The 16,894-nt window shown below is 66.8% G+C and carries 17 protein-coding genes; 14 read left to right on the top strand and 3 right to left on the bottom strand.

Annotated features, from left to right (window positions below; translation table 11 throughout):
- The first annotated feature begins 40 nt into the window (after positions 1 to 40).
- The 10 genes from VNF71_13850 (at position 41) to atpC (ending at position 7,734) form a co-directional block, all read left to right on the top strand.
- A complete protein-coding gene (locus VNF71_13850; protein ID HVA75638.1) occupies positions 41 to 241 on the top strand; it encodes a hypothetical protein in 201 nt (66 codons plus the stop codon).
- A 127-nt stretch (positions 242 to 368) separates the two neighbouring features.
- Complete coding sequence (locus VNF71_13845; protein ID HVA75637.1) at positions 369 to 794, top strand: hypothetical protein; 426 nt, start codon at positions 369 to 371, stop codon at positions 792 to 794.
- The gene (gene atpB, locus VNF71_13840; GenBank protein HVA75636.1) at positions 787 to 1,536 is read left to right on the top strand and encodes a F0F1 ATP synthase subunit A; all 750 of its coding nucleotides are present in this window, start codon (positions 787 to 789) and stop codon (positions 1,534 to 1,536) included. Before VNF71_13845 ends, atpB begins: the two co-directional genes overlap by 8 nt.
- A 64-nt stretch (positions 1,537 to 1,600) precedes the next feature.
- Entirely contained in the window at positions 1,601 to 1,861 is a 261-nt protein-coding gene (gene atpE, locus VNF71_13835; GenBank protein HVA75635.1) for an ATP synthase F0 subunit C, read from the top strand.
- A gap of 5 nt (positions 1,862 to 1,866) precedes the next feature.
- Positions 1,867 to 2,391 carry a F0F1 ATP synthase subunit B gene (gene atpF, locus VNF71_13830; GenBank protein HVA75634.1) on the top strand — a complete coding sequence of 175 codons (525 nt, stop codon included), beginning with the start codon at positions 1,867 to 1,869 and terminating at the stop codon, positions 2,389 to 2,391.
- The gene (locus VNF71_13825; protein HVA75633.1) at positions 2,392 to 3,327 is read left to right on the top strand and encodes a F0F1 ATP synthase subunit delta; all 936 of its coding nucleotides are present in this window, start codon (positions 2,392 to 2,394) and stop codon (positions 3,325 to 3,327) included.
- On the top strand, positions 3,327 to 4,856 hold the full coding sequence (atpA, locus tag VNF71_13820; GenBank protein ID HVA75632.1) for a F0F1 ATP synthase subunit alpha: 1,530 nt from the start codon (positions 3,327 to 3,329) through the stop codon (positions 4,854 to 4,856). Before VNF71_13825 ends, atpA begins: the two co-directional genes overlap by 1 nt.
- A gap of 21 nt (positions 4,857 to 4,877) precedes the next feature.
- The gene (locus VNF71_13815; GenBank protein HVA75631.1) at positions 4,878 to 5,834 is read left to right on the top strand and encodes a F0F1 ATP synthase subunit gamma; all 957 of its coding nucleotides are present in this window, start codon (positions 4,878 to 4,880) and stop codon (positions 5,832 to 5,834) included.
- A gap of 15 nt (positions 5,835 to 5,849) precedes the next feature.
- The gene (gene atpD / locus VNF71_13810; protein ID HVA75630.1) at positions 5,850 to 7,292 is read left to right on the top strand and encodes a F0F1 ATP synthase subunit beta; all 1,443 of its coding nucleotides are present in this window, start codon (positions 5,850 to 5,852) and stop codon (positions 7,290 to 7,292) included.
- A 7-nt stretch (positions 7,293 to 7,299) separates the two neighbouring features.
- Positions 7,300 to 7,734: an ATP synthase F1 subunit epsilon gene (atpC, locus tag VNF71_13805; protein ID HVA75629.1), complete on the top strand. Its 435-nt coding sequence runs from the start codon at positions 7,300 to 7,302 to the stop codon at positions 7,732 to 7,734.
- Positions 7,735 to 7,771: 37 nt separating this feature from the next.
- On the opposite strand, the gene VNF71_13800 is transcribed toward atpC, so the two are convergent.
- Positions 7,772 to 8,839 (bottom strand): MraY family glycosyltransferase, encoded by a 1,068-nt coding sequence (locus VNF71_13800; protein ID HVA75628.1) that lies wholly within the window; start codon positions 8,837 to 8,839, stop codon positions 7,772 to 7,774.
- Between the two features lie 67 nt (positions 8,840 to 8,906).
- Positions 8,907 to 10,154, bottom strand: a complete 1,248-nt coding sequence (glyA, locus tag VNF71_13795; GenBank protein ID HVA75627.1) for a serine hydroxymethyltransferase — start codon at positions 10,152 to 10,154, stop codon at positions 8,907 to 8,909.
- A 56-nt stretch (positions 10,155 to 10,210) separates the two neighbouring features.
- Between glyA and VNF71_13790 the strand changes: the two genes are divergently transcribed.
- Positions 10,211 to 11,221 carry a GNAT family N-acetyltransferase gene (locus tag VNF71_13790; protein ID HVA75626.1) on the top strand — a complete coding sequence of 337 codons (1,011 nt, stop codon included), beginning with the start codon at positions 10,211 to 10,213 and terminating at the stop codon, positions 11,219 to 11,221.
- On the opposite strand, the gene glpX is transcribed toward VNF71_13790, so the two are convergent.
- Positions 11,218 to 12,225 carry a class II fructose-bisphosphatase gene (gene glpX / locus VNF71_13785; protein ID HVA75625.1) on the bottom strand — a complete coding sequence of 336 codons (1,008 nt, stop codon included), beginning with the start codon at positions 12,223 to 12,225 and terminating at the stop codon, positions 11,218 to 11,220. The two genes, VNF71_13790 and glpX, sit on opposite strands and share 4 nt — an antisense overlap.
- 141 nt (positions 12,226 to 12,366) lie before the next feature.
- Between glpX and VNF71_13780 the strand changes: the two genes are divergently transcribed.
- The 3 genes from VNF71_13780 to VNF71_13770 all read left to right on the top strand — a co-directional run bounded on the left by VNF71_13780 (position 12,367) and on the right by VNF71_13770 (position 16,892).
- On the top strand, positions 12,367 to 13,995 hold the full coding sequence (locus VNF71_13780) for a glycosyltransferase family 39 protein (protein ID HVA75624.1): 1,629 nt from the start codon (positions 12,367 to 12,369) through the stop codon (positions 13,993 to 13,995).
- Between the two features lie 125 nt (positions 13,996 to 14,120).
- Entirely contained in the window at positions 14,121 to 15,653 is a 1,533-nt protein-coding gene (locus VNF71_13775; GenBank protein HVA75623.1) for an NAD(P)/FAD-dependent oxidoreductase, read from the top strand.
- A 9-nt stretch (positions 15,654 to 15,662) separates the two neighbouring features.
- The gene (locus tag VNF71_13770; protein ID HVA75622.1) at positions 15,663 to 16,892 is read left to right on the top strand and encodes a hypothetical protein; all 1,230 of its coding nucleotides are present in this window, start codon (positions 15,663 to 15,665) and stop codon (positions 16,890 to 16,892) included.
- Positions 16,893 to 16,894 lie beyond the last annotated feature (2 nt).

Raw genomic sequence — 16,894 nt, 5'->3', positions numbered from 1 at the left:
CCCTGCGGGACCCTCCGATCGATAGCCCAACGAGGTCAGCTTGGAGAAACAGCGACCAGGCATCATGGCGTTCGCCGGGCTGGGAATGATGAATGCCATCTGCCTCGCCTCCGGTCTCATCGGCGGCTGGTTCGTCGACCGGGCTTTGGGTACGCTGCCGCTCTTCCTCTTGGTCGGGCTGCTGGCCGGAGTTGTGGTCGGAGTGCTGGCGACCCGCTCAGAGCTCAAGCGATACTTCTAAACGCCGTCGCTGAACTGTCCGCGACGAAGACCCCTGCGAGTCAGCGGTCTTCGCCGCCGCCTACGGCGCGACGCCGTCTTAGCCCTCTCGCCTAGCCCCGCCCCGCCACCCCCCGGAGCCCAACGCTTTGATCACCGCATTCCCACTCACCGAGATCGACCGCATCATGCGACGTACCGTCATCGCCGCCATCATCGTCGGCATAGTCGGCGCGGCGGTTTCTGTGCTGCTCGGCCAGCCCTACGTCGCTCCTGGCATAGCCGTCGGCTTGGCACTCGCAGTCGCCAACCATCGGGTATTCCAGTCCTCGGCTCTCAGGTTCACCACACCCGAGGGGGTCGTGAACCGCAAGCCGTTCGCCGGGTCGGTGGCGCTGCGCCTCGGCGCCTGCACCGCCGTAGCGATCGGCTTGATGATCGTCGAGCGACCGATGGGTTGGGGCGTGATCGGGGGCCTCGCGGTGTTCCAGGCCCTGATGTTGGCCAACGCGCTCGTGGCGCTTCTCCAGTACCAGCGGCGCGAGATCGGCGAAGCGGGTGCCGGCGATGCATGAAGCCGCCCACATCGTCACCCGCACACTCGCGGTGAACATCCCGGTCGGTGACCACGTCACCCGGAAGATCGGCGGGATCACCTTCAACCTCGACACGATCTGGACGACGTTCGCCGCCGGAGCGATCGTCCTGGGGATGGGGTTCTACCTACGCCACAAGGCGATCGCCGGTGTGCCCGGCAAGCTCCAGATCTTCTGGGAGCTCATCGTCGGCTGGGTCGGGGATCAGGTGGAGCAGAGCCTCGGGCCCAAGTACCGCCATGTCGTGCCCCTGGCCGTGTCCATCTTCATGCTCGTGCTCGTGGCCGACTGGCTCGAGATCCTGCCGGGCCTGTACCACAACACCGACTACAGCCCCGCGCCGACCGCCGACGTCAACCTCACCTACGCGCTGGGCTTCCTGGTCTTCATCCTCACCAACGCCGCCAGCATCCGGGCCAAGGGCTTCGGCGGTTACATCAAGTACTTCTTCCGCAAACCGAGGGTGATGACGCCCCTCCACATCCTCGAAGAGCTCGCCAAACCCCTCACGCTCGCGCTGCGGCTCTTCGGCAACCTGTTCTCCGGGGGAATCATGATCGCCCTGCTGATCAGCTTCCCCTTGAAGTTCGCCGCAGCGAGTCTTGTCTTCACGCCCGCCTGGAAGTTGTTCGACATGTTCATCGGCGTGATCCAGGCGTTCATTTTCGCCCTGTTGACCATCCTCTACTACCAATTCGCCGTCGAAGAGGGCGGGCACTGACCGTGTCGCGCTTTGGCCAAGAGTCCACCAGCTCCGAGTAACCCCAGATAGGAGAAACCCACAAATGGCAGCAACCACCCAGAAGGCCATCGAGCTGGCCGGCGCCTTCGCCGGCGGTGGTCTGGCTCTCGGAGGCGGGGCCATCGGCGCCGCCATCGGTGACGGCCTGGCCGGCAGCCAGACGATCGCGGGTATCGCACGGCAGCCGGAGGTTCAGGGCCGCCTGTACACCACCATGTTCCTGATCGTCGGTCTGGTCGAGGCCATGTACTTCATCAACCTCGCCTTCGCCGCTCTGTTCGTGTTCGTCCTCGCCAAGGGCTGATCCCCGTGCAGGTGGCTTCATCCAACTTCCTGGTCCCCAACGCCACGTTCGGCGTCGAGTTGGTCGCGTTCTTGCTCGTCCTGGGCGCGCTGGCCAAGTGGGTGCTGCCGGTGATCAACAAGACAATGGACGAGCGCCAGGCGACCATCCGCCAGGCTCTCGCCGACGCCGAGGAGGCCAAGCGCCGCTCGGTGGAGGCCGAGGAGGAATACAAGCGGCGCGTGAACGAAGCCCAGGCACAGGCGCGCGCTGTCACTGACGAGGCACGCCGGCTCGCTGAGCAGTTGCGCGCCGAACGACGCCAGCAAGCAGACGAGGAGTACGAGCGCATCATCGGACGCGCGCGAGAGGACATCGAAGCGCAGACCCGCCGCGCCGCAGAGGACCTCCGGCGCGGTGCCGCGGACCTGGCGATCACCGTCGTCGAGAAGGTTCTCGGCGAAGGACTCGACAGCCAGTCCCACAAGGCGCTCATCGATCGCACCATCGTCGAGGTCGACGCACAGGCCAGCGCGGGGGTGACCTCCTAGGTGAGGCAGAGCATCCGCGGCTACGCCGACGGGGTCATCGAGCTTTCGAGAGCCGGAGGCGCGCAAGCGGTCGCCGGGAACCTCACCGTCCTCGCGGACGAGTTGCGGGCGGTCAGGCGCCTGATCGACTCGTCGGAGGATCTCCGCCGTGTCCTCGCGGACAGCGGTGTGCCGATGGCGTCGCGCCGAGCGGTCGTCAACGACCTCCTCCAGTCGCGCGTCGGTGCCCATACCCTTCAGCTCATCGCCTTCGCGGTCGAAGCGGACCGTGCCGCCGACCTTCCCGACAACGTCGCGTGGCTGGCGAACCGAACGGAAGCTGTGGCACGCGAGGCGAAGCCGACGGCAGCGGATCAGGTGCTCGGCCACAAGGCCGCCGAAGAACGCCTCGACGGATACGCAACCGCCCTCCTCGCACCCGTCGAGGGAGAGGCTGCTCTCACCAACATCGAGGACGAGCTCTTCCGGTTCCTGCAGACCGTCGCATCCTCCGAGGAGCTCAGGGCGGCGCTCTCGAACCGCGCGATACCGCAGAGCGCACGCCAGGCGGTCGTCGAGGATCTCCTCCGCGGGAAAGCCACGGATACGACCGTCCGGCTCGCCACCTACGCGACGCACGTCGGGCGTCCCCGGGATTACGAGCCCCTCCTCGCATTTCTGGTCGACCGTGTCGCGTTCGAGAACAACCGGCGGCTCGCCGACGTGCGCGCCCCCGTCGAGCTGGATGAATCGCAGCGCGGCCACCTCGCCGAAGCGCTCTCCAGGCTCATCGGCCGCAGCGTCGACGTACGAGTGACCGTCGACCGCGCCGTCCTCGGTGGGTTCGTAGCGACGATCGGCGACACCGTCGTCGACGGCAGCGCCCGCCACCGACTCGAGATTCTGAAAGAGCGCCTCGCACTTCCCGAGGCCACCCTCACCACAGGAGACTTTTGATGGCTGAACTGACCATCGACGCGGCCGAGATCGGCGCGGCACTGAAGAAGAACGTCGAGGGTTTCACCGCCGGCGTGTCCACCGAGCAAGTCGGTCGCGTGCTGGAGGTCTACGACGGCATCGCGCGCATCTCCGGGCTGCCGAACGCGGCGGTCAACGAGCTTCTCGAGTTCGAAGGCGGCCAACTCGGCCTGGCCCTCAACCTCGACGAGGACTCGATCGGCGCCGTGGTGCTCGGGGAGGTCGACGAGCTCCAAGAGGGTCAGACGGTCCGGGCTACCGGCCGGATCCTGTCCGTTCCCGTCGGGGACGCGCTTCTCGGCAGGGTGGTGAACCCTCTCGGCGAGCCGCTCGACGGGCAGGGACCGATCGTCACCGATCTCAACCGGCGCCTCGAGGTTCAGGCGCCCGGGATCATCGACCGCCAGCCGGTGAAGGAGCCCCTGCAAACCGGGATCAAGGCGATCGATGCGATGACTCCGATCGGCCGCGGGCAGCGCGAGCTGATCATCGGCGACCGGAAGACCGGCAAGACGACCGTCGCCATCGACACGATCATCAACCAGCGCGGCCTCGGTGTGAAGTGCATCTACGTCGCCGTCGGCCAGAAGGGTTCCACCGTCGCCCAGACTGTGAACACCCTGCGCGAGCGCGGCGCCATGGAGTACACGGTCGTGGTGAACGCGCCGGCCTCAGAGCCTGCGCCGTTCAAGTACCTGGCGCCGTACGCCGGGTCGGCGATCGGCCAGCACTGGATGGAGAACGGCGAGCACGCCCTGGTGATCTACGACGACCTGTCCAAGCAGGCCGAAGCGTACCGGCAGCTCTCACTGCTCCTGCGGCGCCCGCCTGGCCGCGAGGCCTACCCGGGTGACGTGTTCTACCTTCACAGCCGGCTCCTCGAGCGTGCTGCCAAGCTGTCGGACGAGCGTGGCGGTGGCTCGCTCACCGCGTTGCCGGTGATCGAGACCAAGGCCGGCGACATCTCCGCGTACATCCCGACGAACGTCATCTCTATCACCGACGGCCAGGTGTTCCTCGAGTCCGACCTCTTCTATTCCGGCGTCCGGCCTGCCATCAACGTGGGCAACTCTGTGTCCCGGGTCGGTGGCGCCGCGCAGATCAAGGCGATGCGGTCCGTCGCCGGGACCCTCAAGACCGACCTCGCACAGTTTCGTGACCTGGAGGCGTTCGCCGCGTTCGGTTCGGAGCTGGACAAGGTCTCGCAGGCTCAGCTCGATCGGGGCTACCGCCTCACCGAGGTCCTGAAGCAGCCGCAGAACCAGCCGGTTCCCGTCGAGGAGCAGGTTCTCGCCATCTATGCGGCGACGAACGGTTTCGTCGACGACATCCCGGTCGTGGACGTGCGCCGCTTCGAATCGGAGCTGATCGCGTTCACCAGGTCGAGCCATGCCAGCCTGCTGGAGGAGATCCGCGAGACGAAGGTGCTTCCTGACACGGCCAAGCTCAACGAGGCGATCGAGTCGTTCAAGAGGCTGTTCGCTCCGAGTGGCCCGACCGCGGCATAGAAGGGGTCCGAGGAAAAGACGATGGCCGGTGGCCAGGAACGCGTACTCAGGCGAAGGATCCGCAGCGTCGAGTCGACGAAGAAGATCACGCGCGCGATGGAACTCATCGCCGGGTCACGGATCGTGCGCGCCCAGCAGGCCATCGCCGCGGCCCGCCCGTACGTCCAGAAGATGGGCGAGGTGGTGGAGCACCTTGCCGGCACTCCTGATGCGTCCAGCCACCCGCTGTTCCGCGACATCGAGGGCGTCCAGAAGGTGGCGATCGTGCTCATCACGGCCGACCGGGGGCTCGCGGGCGGCTACAACTCGTCGATCATCCGTACCGTCGAGCGCATGATGCGTGAACATCGTGCTTCGGGGCGCGACGTGCAACTGGTGCCGTTGGGGAGAAAGGGCGTCAACTACTTCCGCTACCGCCGCCAGCCGATCCTCGCGGCGTTCACAGGCATCGCCGATCGCCCGAGCTACGAGGACGCGCGCCGTGTGGTGGCCGCGGTCATGCCACCGTTCGAGATGGGCGACCTGGACCAGATCGAGCTCGTATACACCCGCTTCGTCTCCATGGGCACGCAGACCGTCACTGTCAAGCAGCTTGTCCCGCTCGCCGCGGGCGAAAAGACCGGGACCGGTGCTGAAGCCGCCTCCGGCCACAGGATCGACTACGAGTTCGAACCCGAGCCATCGGAGATCCTCGACCGGCTGCTTCCGAGCTGGCTCGAGGCGGAGGTTCTCGCGGCCATGCTCGAGTCTTCGGCCTCCGAGCACGCCGCCCGCCAGCGTGCGATGAAGGCGGCAACGGACAACGCCGACGAGCTGATCAAGAACCTTCGCAGGGTCATGAACCGCGCGCGCCAGGATTCGATCACCACCGAGATCATGGAGATAGTGGGCGGTGCGGAAGCCCTACGCCAAGTTGGCGTCGAAGACGGCTCCGGATCGTACAACGAGACATTCGACATCGCCGCCGAGTCGGCCTGACCGCAGGAGCAGCACATGAGCATCATCGCCGAGGAAGTGAGCACCGAGCACACCGAGGGCAGGGTCGTGGCCATCGCCGGCCCGGTTGTGGACGTGGAGTTCCCACCAGGAGCGCTGCCCGAGATCAACTTCGCCGTCGAGATGGAGATCGAGGTCGACGGGGAGCGCCAGAAGATCATGGCCGAAGTGGCGCAGCAGATCGGTGAGGGCCGTGTCCGCTGCGTCTGCCTAAGGCCGACCGACGGCCTCCGTCGCGGCACCGCCGTCATCAGCACCGGACGTGGGATCACGGTCCCCGTCGGCGACGCGGTTCTCGGACATGTCTTCAACGTCACCGGTGACCCGCTGGACGTCGCCGAGATCGGAACGCCCGACGACCGCTGGGAGATCCACCGCCCGGCTCCTGCCTTCGACGCCCTGGAGCCCAAGGCCCAGATGTTCGAGACCGGCATCAAGGTCATCGACCTGCTCGAGCCTTACGTGCAGGGCGGCAAGATCGGCCTATTCGGCGGTGCGGGTGTGGGCAAGACGGTCCTCATCCAGGAGATGATCCGCAGGGTCGCCGACCAGCACGGCGGCGTATCCGTCTTCGCCGGCGTCGGCGAGCGGACCCGCGAGGGCAACGACCTCTGGCTGGAGATGACCGAATCGGGCGTCATAGAGAAGACCGCCCTGGTCTACGGCCAGATGGACGAGCCGCCCGGCGTGCGCTTGCGCGTCGCCCTTTCGGCGCTCACGATGGCCGAATACTTCAGAGACGTGAAGAACCAGGACGTGCTCCTGTTCATCGACAACATCTTCCGTTTCGTCCAGGCGGGCTCGGAGGTGTCGACGCTTCTCGGCCGCATGCCCTCGGCGGTGGGCTACCAGCCGACTCTCGCTGACGAGATGGGCGAGCTGCAGGAACGGATCACCTCGACCCGCGGCCGTTCCATCACCTCCCTGCAGGCGGTGTACGTGCCGGCCGACGACTACACCGACCCTGCTCCGTTCACCACCTTCACCCATCTCGACGCGACGACCGAGCTCTCCCGGCAGATCGCGGCACTGGGCATCTACCCCGCCGTGGATCCGCTGGCATCGACGTCATCGGTGCTCGCTCCCGAAGTCGTCGGGGACCGCCACTACGCCGTGGCTCGCCGCGTACAGGAGATCCTGCAGCGATTCCGGGAGTTGCAGGACATCATCGCGATCCTCGGTCTCGACGAGCTCTCCGAGGAGGACAGGGTGACCGTCTCCCGGGCACGGAAGATCCAGCGGTTCCTCTCTCAGCCGTTCTTCGTGGCCGAGGTCTTCACGGGCATCAAGGGTGTGTACGTGACGGTCTCGGAGACGGTCGAGTCCTTCGAGGCACTCGTCAACGGAGACCTGGACGAGGTTCCGGAGCAGGCGTTCCTCAACGTCGGCGGTGTCGAGTCGGTGCTGGAGAAGGCCCGCACGCTCCAGCACGAAGGCTGATCACCGGATGGCCACCACCCAGTTCGAGCTGGTCACCCCGACTCGCACCCTCTACTCCGGCTACGCGGAGATGATCGTGTGCCGGACGGTCGACGGGGAGATCGCGTTCCTCGCCAACCACATGGCCTACATCGGCGCACTCGATCCCGGTCTCGTGAAAATCGTCGGACCGCAACCGGATTCCGGCGAGAGTTCCACCGAACCGGACATCCGCCTCGCGGTGCAGGGCGGGTTCGTCGAGGTCAGCGACAACCGGGTGATCATGCTCGCCGACGTAGCGGAGCTCGCCTCCGACGTCGACGTGGAGGCTGCGCGCGCGGACGAGGAGGAAGCGAAGCAGCGGCTGTCAGCCGCCGGAAGCGAGGGAGACCCCGCAGCGGACAAGGACCTCCGGTGGGCGCAGGCCCGGCTCGAAGCCGCCACCGGCGCGGAGATCCACTAGCCGCGTCTTGCCTCAGGCCGGCCGACCGCGTCTTGCCTCAGGCCGGCCGGCCGCCAGCCCCTTGCTCAGTACGGCCGCGCACGCCGAAGAGCGTGTACAGAGCGACTACCAGGGCGCCGGCTCCGAAGGGCACCGCCGACAACGCCCCGCTGTGAAACGACGGGAAGAGCACCAGCCCCGAGAGCAGCGCAGTCCAGGTCCACAAGATGAGGACCGATCGGGTCTGCCCGTGACCGAGCCGCATCAACCGGTGATGCAGATGGTTCTTGTCGGCAACGGCGGGATTGGTGCGGCGGCCCGCCCGCCGGACGATCGCGAAGGCGGTGTCGAGCATCGGAATGCCCAAGATGAAGAACGGGATCACGACGGGGGCGAAGAAGAAGTACGTCCGCCCGCTGAAGTCCTGATCGGTCTGGCCCACGACCGACATGGTTGACGCTGCCATCAGCAGGCCGAGGAGCATCGCGCCGGCGTCACCCATGAAGATCTTGGCGGGATGGAAGTTGTGCGGGAGAAAGCCGACGCATATGCCCAGCACGATCACGGACAGCAGCTGCCCGGATGTCTCGGGCGCGATCGTGCCGGCGTGGACGAGCTGGTGCGAGTAGAGGAAGAACGAGACAGAGGCGATCCCGACGATGCCGGCTGCCAAGCCGTCCAATCCGTCCACCAGGTTCACAGCGTTGGCCATCCCTACGACCCACAGCACCGTCATGACCGGGACCAGGTCGGCGGACAGGACCAGGGTCGTCTGAGCGAAGGGAAGGCGGAAGTAAAGCATGCTGACGCCGAACAGGTACAGAACCGTCCCCGCGACGATCTGACCGGACAGCTTGGCGGGAGGCGACATCTCACGCAGGTCGTCGACCATCCCGACCGTGAAGATCACGGCGGCGGCGAGCACCAACCCGATCGGGTCCGAGCTACCACGGAACAGCGGGTTCAATCCGGGGATCTGCGACGCCACGATCATCGCCACGAGCAGGCCGAAGAACATGGCAGCGCCGCCGACCGTCGGAGTCGGCCGCTCGTGAACCCTGCGCTCGTCCGGCAGGACGATGATCGAGAACCTGGCGGCGAGACGGCGCACCACGAACGTCGCCACCCACGTGGTGACAGCGGCTACGGCCCCGACGATCAGGTAGTCGTTGTAACCGGTGATCCGGGTCTCCCTACGGGTAGGGCGTGAACTTCGAGCACATCACAGCCACCTCGTCGCGCACGGCGGCTATCTCGGTTGGGTCGTCAGGCTTGCGCAGCACCCTTCCGATGAGGCCGGCGATCTCTGCCATCTCGGGCTCCCGCATCCCGGCAGTCGTCACCGCCGGCGTGCCGATGCGAAGGCCGGAGGTCACGAAGGGAGAGCGGGGATCGTCCGGGATGGTGTTCTTGTTGAGAGTGATGCCCGCGCGGTCGAGCGACTCCTGAGCCACCTTGCCGGTCAGGTCAGGGTCGAATGTTCGCAGGTCCACCAGCATCAGGTGGTTGTCGGTGCCCCCGGAGACAATCCGGAATCCCTCCGCCGCGAGAGCCCCGGCGAGGGCCCTCGCATTGCGGATGATCTGGGCGGCGTAATCACGGAACTGCGGTTGCGACGCCTCCCAGAAAGCGACCGCTTTGGCTGCGACCACGTGTTCCAGCGGGCCGCCCTGCAGGCCGGGGAACACCGCCTTGTCGATAGCCGTCGCCAGCTCCGGCCGGCACAGGATCGCACCCCCTCGGGGCCCACGGAGGGTCTTGTGAGTGGTGAAGGTGACGATGTCCGCGATGCCGACGGGATTCGGATGTACCCCGCCTGCGATGAGCCCCGCCACGTGAGCCGCGTCGAACAGGAACAGCGCTCCGACACTGTCGGCGATCTCGCGGATCGGCACGGGGTCGATCAGCCGCGGGTAGGCCGTCGCACCGGCAACGATCAGCTTTGGTTGGTTTTCCTGCGCCAACGACGCCAGCTGGTCCAGGTCCAGCCTCTCGTCGCTCTGCGTGACGCCGTAGGACACGAACTTGTAGAACCGCCCGCTCACGTTGACCGGTGAACCATGGGTGAGGTGGCCCCCCTGGTCGAGCCGCATGCCGAGCACGGTGTCGCCCGCCTCCAGGACCGCCAGGTACGCGGCGAGGTTGGCGTTGGCTCCCGAGTGTGGTTGCACGTTGGCGTGCACGCCACCCTCTGGAAGGTGGGACCCCAAGAGTGCGCAGACCCGCCGGCGCGCAAGGTCTTCCACCTCGTCGATCACCTGATTGCCGCCGTAGTAGCGCTTGCCGGGGTAGCCCTCGGAGTACTTGTTGGTGAGGACCGAGCCGGTGGCTGCCATCACCGCCCGCGAGGCGAAGTTCTCGGAGGCGATGAGCTGCAGAGTGGTGTTCTGCCGCTCCTCCTCCCGGCGGACGATGTCGAAGAGCTCCAGGTCCTCGTTCACGCTCTGATCCTAGCGGCCGGGGACCTTCCGAACCCCTCCACCTGGCACACTGCGATATGCCATCGAAGAGGATCGCGCCTTCTTCTCAGGCGATTCTGCGGACCTCTTCAAGCCGGCACCGGCTGGGTGTGGCGCTGCTTCTTGACGAGCCCGTTCGGTCCGAGGTGGAGGGCCTCCGCAGGGCGGTGGGAGACCCGTCCCTCGGCCGGATGGAACCCCATCTGACGCTCGTCCCGCCCGTCAACGTCCACTCGAGGGACCTGCCGGCTGCGGTCGCCAGGATCCGGTCGGCCGCAGCCCTGCAGACCGCCCCCCTGACCGCGACCCTGGGGCCGCCCTGCACGTTCCTGCCGGACAATCCCGTCCTGTATCTCGGCGTCGGCGGCGACATCGAACGGCTGAGACAGCTCCGCGACGACGTGTTCGAACAGCCCCTCGCCAGGTCGCTCACATGGCCATGGGTGCCCCACGTGACTCTCGGGGACGGAATCGCCGACGAGCGGATCCAGTCGGCCATGGCCGCGCTACAGGACTACGCGTCCGTTGCCACCTTCGACCGCGTGGTCCTTCTCGAGGAGAGGCGGGGCCGCTTCTGGGTGCCGATAGCGGACGCCTGCCTCGAGGCGCCTGCCGTGATAGGGACCGGCGGGATCGCGCTCACGATCACGAGCGGCCGGGTCGTCGACCCTGATGCCCGAGCCGCCATCGCCGAGGCCGGCGCCGACGTTCCGCTCGTGCAAGCCTCCGGGACGACCTCGGACGCGCGCCGGGTCGTCTTTTCCCAACCCATCGTGCTGACCGCTCGAACCGAGGAGGGATTCGCCGGTGTCGCCGTCGCCTGGGTGGACGGGTCGGGACCGCACGCCGGCGTCTTCGTCGTCGAGGGATGCAGGCGGCAGGGCGTCGGCAGCCACCTCCTCGCGCACCTGGAGTCGTCGGCGCGAAGGACCGGCTGGGAGTTCCCTGTCGTCGGAGCCGAGGGTCCTGCCAGCTTCTACGAGTCGCGCGGCTCCTGGGTGCGACCAGTCGGTCGAACCGGGCACCCCCAGTGGTACGAGCCTCTTTAGTAGAACTCGACCGCCGAGTAACGGGCCAGCTTGTTCAGACGGTGGTTGGCGACGATCCTGCGCACCGTCCCGGACTTCGAGCGCATCACGAGGGACTCGGTGGTCGCGCCGCGGGAGTCGTAGCGCACGCCCCTCAACAGCTCACCGTCGGTGATCCCCGTCGCCGCGAAGAAGCAGTTGTCGCCCTGGCACAGGTCGTCGTGACCGAGCACCCGCTCGATCTCATAACCAGCTTCGACCGCCGCCTTGTGCTCGACGTCGTTGCGTGGCCACAGTCGCCCCTGTAGCTCGCCGCCCATGCACTTGAGCGCGGCCGCCGCAATCACCCCTTCCGGGGTACCGCCGATGCCGAGCAGGATGTCGGCGCCGGAATCCGACCACGCCGTCGCAATGGCTCCTGCTACGTCGCCGTCGGTGATGAGCCGGATCCGAGCACCTATGGACCGGACCTCCTCGATCAGGTCGGCGTGGCGCGGCCTGTCGAGTATCACGGCGGTGACGTCGCGCACGGATTCGCCCTTCGCCTCGGCCACGGCACGGATGTTGTCGGCGGCGGACTGCTCGAGGCTCACCTTGCCCGCCGCTTCCGGGCCGACGGCAAGCTTCTCCATGTAGACGCACGGCCCGGGGTTGAACATGGTCCCCCGGTCGCTGACGGCGATCACCGAGAGCGCGCCTCCGCGCCCGAGCGCCGTGGGGGTCGTACCGTCGATCGGGTCGACCGCGATATCTGCCTCGGGAGGCGTGCCGTCACCGATTCGCTCGCCGTTGTACAGCATCGGCGCCTCGTCCTTCTCCCCCTCGCCTATCACGACGACGCCGTCCATGGGGACGCCACCGAGCACGACGCGCATGGCGTCCACCGCCGCGCCGTCGGCACCCTCCTTGTCGCCTCTACCCATCCACCGGGCGGCCGCCATGGCCGCCGCTTCGGTGACCCGGGCTAGTTCCATCGCCAGGTTCCGGTCGGGGGCCTGCGGTCGATGATCGTCTCTTGATGGCACACTCCGAATGTAGCGTTCGGTCTCCGGCGCCGGTCCTGTCGTGCACATCCGGCTACGCAGCCGTCCAATGGAGGTGTGTTTGGAGGTGTGTCTGGCGGCTGACGTGTAGGGCCGTGACTGCGCTGGGTACCCTGTTGAGCCGTGGCCGCGACCGTAGACAGCCCGCCACAACCGGGCGACCGGGCTCACGGCCGCCTTCACGAGACCCTTTTCGGCGTCGACATCGAGGTGCCGCGACTCCTCGTGGTGGCCGGGGTCGTCGCCGTCGTCGCGGGCGTGGCACTGCGGTTCTGGGCACCGAGCCCCCTGTGGCTCGACGAAGCGATCAGCGTCAACATCTCGAAGCTGCCCGTGTCCCAGATCCCGAGAGCGCTCAGCCACGACGGAGCCCCGCCGCTCTACTACGTGATCCTCCACTTCTGGATGGCGGCTTTTGGGCAAAGTGACTTCGCGGTGCGCGCGCTCTCGGGGATCGTCTCTGTCGGCACACTCCCGCTGTTGTGGCTGGCCGGGAGGCGTGTAGGAGGACGGACTGTTGCGTGGGTGACGTTCTTCTTGGGTCTCACATCACCGTTCGCCATCAACTACGCGACGGCGACACGCATGTACTCGTTCATGATCCTGTTCTCCGTGCTGGGGTTCCTGGCGCTCCAGCGAGCGGTCGAACAGCCCACTCGGGGGCGGCTGGTGGCGGTGTCGGCCATCACCGCTGCGCTGCTCTACACCCACTACTGGGGCCTCTACCTCGTCCTCGTCACGGCGCTCTGGCTCGGCTGGCGCGCCCGCCGGACGGGTACCGGCCGGCCCATCCTGCGTGCCATGGGTTTCGGCACGCTGTTGTGGTTGCCGTGGTTCCCCGTCTTCGCCTACCAGGCCCTGCACACCGGCACTCCGTGGACGTCCGCGGCCAGCCCCGGTGACCTCCTGGCCCTCTTCGGCGACTACTCCGGTCCGGGTTCGTGGGGCATGCTGCTGATGTTCGCCAGCTTCACCCTGTTCATGGTCGGCGTCTTCGGGCGCACGGCGGTTCCGGGCACGGTGGTGCGGACCACAGAACCCGACGGTTCCACCCACGAGACCGAGTGCGGGCCAGCGGTCGTGATCGAGCTGCGCCCCCGTCCGGGGATGGCGCCATTGGTCGTCGTGGCACTCGGGACACTCGTGGTGGCGGTCGTGCTGGGGGCTGTAGCCAATGCCGCTTTCGTGGCGCGGTACACGGCCGTGGTGCTGCCGCTGTTCCTGATGGTGGTGGCGGCGGGGATAGCGGTCATCCCGGGGCGTCGTTTCCGGGCCGGGTGCATCGCCGTGCTGTGCCTCGCGGGGTTGCTCACCGGTTACGGGGAGAACAAGCAGCAACGCACCCAGGCGGTCAAGGTCGCCGCGGTCCTCAACGCGCAGGCACAAAGTGGGGACGTCGTGGCGTATTGCCCGGATCAGCTGGGTCCTGCGGTCGATCGGTTGCTCACCGTCCGCGGCGTAGTCGAACTGACGTTCCCGCGGGCGATCGGTCCCCAGAGGGTCAACTGGGTCGACTACCGGAAGGTGATCGCCCACACCGATGTCGAGACCTTCGCCCAAGAGGTGCTGGCCCGTGTCGGCGCCGGGCACACTCTGTGGCTGGTGTGGCGGGACGGCTACCCCGGTCTCGGTGGGGCCTGCGGCTACCTCAAGAGCTGGCTCGACCTGCTGCACACCCCCGGCCCGACGGTGGTGCACCAGAACGGCTCTGTCTACTACGAGTACGAGAACCTGGTCCGCTACGGCGGCTGACATGCTGCCGCCTGGTAAGCCGCGGAGGGGGTCGGCCATAATGGGTGGTGGCGTTTTTGTCCCGGTCCGGGTCTATTCAATACCTGGCCGCGCCCCACTCCTGATGCCCCGGAGGGATTCAACGCGTGAGTGATACAACGGCCGCTACGCCCGATGCCGGCGGCCTGGCCGACGAGGTCGTGATCATCGGTGCCGGCCCCGCGGGGTTGACAGCCGCCTACCAGCTCGCCAAGGCGGGACGGCGGTCGACTGTGCTGGAGTCCGACGATGTGGTTGGGGGCATCAGCCGCACGGTGGAACGCGACGGCTGGCGCTTCGACATCGGTGGCCACAGGTTCTTCACCAAGGTCCGGCCGGTCGAGGAGTTGTGGCACGAGATCCTCCCCGACGAGGAGTTCATGCTCCGGCCGCGCAAGAGCCGCATCTACTACCGCGGGAAGTTCTACGACTACCCGCTTCGGGCGTCGAACGCGCTGGGCAACCTCGGCATCATCGAGGCCGTCCGCTGCGTCCTGTCGTATGCGTGGGCGAGGATCCGACCCCCGAAGAATCAGCACATGTACGAGGGATGGTTGGCCGCCCGATTCGGCTGGAGGCTCTACAACCACTTCTTCAAGACGTACACGCAGAAGGTATGGGGGCACCCGCCATCGGAGATGCCCGCCGACTGGGCGGCGCAACGAGTAAAGAACCTCTCCCTCGCCTCAGCGGTGATCAACGCGCTCCTGCCCAGGCGCAACCAGAAGGACATCACCTCCCTCATCGAAGAGTTCCAGTATCCGCGCCTCGGTCCGGGGATGATGTGGGAACGCTGCCGTGACCTCGTCGAGGACGCGGGTACCAAGGTCATCATGGGCGCTCGTGTGGAACGCATCAACCATCATGGTGGTGTGGCCACCTCGGTTGTGGCCGATCACGGCGGCGCCGTCACCGAGTACCCGGCGACCGCGGTGATCTCGTCGATGCCGATCGCGTCGCTCGTCCACGTCTTCGACCCACCGGTGCCCGAGAAGGTGCGCCGAGCCGCCGACGACCTCTATTACCGGGATTTCCTCACGGTCGCGCTGGTCGTGCCTGAAGACGCGGTCCCATGGGACGACAACTGGATCTACATCCACGACCCGAGCGTGAAGACGATGCGCATTCAGAATTTCGGCTCGTGGTCCCCGTTCCTTGTCAAGGAGGGCCGCAACGTTCTGGGGCTCGAGTACACCGTCGAGGAGGGCGACGAGTCGTGGGGCGCTCCTGACGAGAAGTTGATCGAGCAGGGAGCCGAGGAACTGGGACGGCTCGGGCTGCTCGATCCGTCGCAGGTCGAAGCCGGTTACGTGGTGCGTATGCCGAAGGCGTACCCGTATTACGACACCGACTACGCCGACAACGTCCAGATCATCCGCGACTGGATTGGAGCGAACGCAAGCAACGTGTTCCCTGTAGGGCGCAACGGCATGCACCGCTACAACAACCAGGACCACTCGATGTACACCGCTATGTTGACCGTCGAGAACCTCTTGGGCGCCGACAACGACGTCTGGTCTGTGAACGTCGAGGACGAGTACCACGAGATCAACACGCGATCAGCACCGTCGTTGTCCCCCGGACGACACGGCACCGGCAGGGACGCGCCGATCCTCCCCAAGAAGCAGCCGACCGGCTGATCAGCTGGCGTGGGCAAGGTCTGGTACTGCGTCAACTGCGGTTACGAGGTGGGCAGCCGGGGGCGCTGCCACTCGTGCCGGGAGAGACTGATCCCGTCCGACCTTCCCGAGCTCGAACCCGGCGACGAGGACGAAGAGGTCGGCTACCGGATCGGCTGGTGGGCAGATCGTGATCGCGGCCGCCTCATCGATTACCTCAACACCCTGCAGATCTCGCACCGGTTCGAAGAAGAGGAACTTGTCGTGGCCGCGGACGATGAGGAGCGCGTCGACGATCTCCTCGAAGAACTGTCGCTGACCGCCGCGGCGGGCGGGGCCGAGGGTGAGCCCTCGTCCCGGGACACGGACGCCTCAGATCACGACGCCGGCGCCGAAGCGATGTTCGACGATGACTCCGACGGCCTTGACTCAGCCGCTGAGGGAATCGCGCCCTCCGGATTGCCGGACACAGAACCGGTACGTCTCCTCGCTGACGCGGCACGCCGGCTGACAGCTGATCCGACCGACATGCACGCGGACGCCGACGTGGCGGAGGCGTCCGCGGGTGTGTTCATGGAGGACGAGTTCTACGGCACCGACGCCGAGACCTGGGCGGCGGTGGGCAGGGTCACACGCCGGCTGCTGGCGGCGCTCGGCGCGGAGGAGGCGATGGAGGACGAGATCCGCCTCCAGGCCTCGATCCTCTCGAAGCTCCTGGCCGACGTACCGGGAGCGACCACTGGCACTGCTTCCGGTGCGGAGCCGCACGGGCCGGTCGGGGTGGGGACGGTGTACGAGCTGCCCGAGTGGCTCCCCGAACAGCGGAGCCATCTGAGCATGCTGCTCGACGATCACCGGATACCCCACGAATGGGACGGTGACGATCTCGTCGTCTCGTCGGCGCACGAAGACCAGGCAGAGGCGTTGTTCGATCTCGTGGGAACGACGCACTCTTCGGCGGTCGTCGGCTACGACGACGACGAAGAAGACGACGAGGTTCGCTATCGGGCCATCGAGGAGCTCTTCAACGCGTCCGGAAGGCTCGCGTCGGAGCCCGAGGACGAGCAGCGCCAGGACGACCTGGAGGGCTGGGCTTCGGAAGTGGACGGGCCGGCACCGGTCGGGATGGACGAAGTGCACTGGCTTCGGATCATCAACAAGTCCCGTTCCCTGTGCGAGGCGATCCGATCAGGAGAGGATCCAGACGCGATCGCAGGGATGGCGTCGGACCTGCACGCCCTGTTGCGTACCGTCGTGTGACG

Source organism: Acidimicrobiales bacterium, from assembly GCA_035533095.1.
Taxonomy (GTDB): Bacteria; Actinomycetota; Acidimicrobiia; order Acidimicrobiales; family Palsa-688; genus DATLUM01.
The sequence above is the reverse complement of the archived record's forward strand: the minus strand, read 5'-3'. Positions and strand labels throughout refer to the sequence as shown.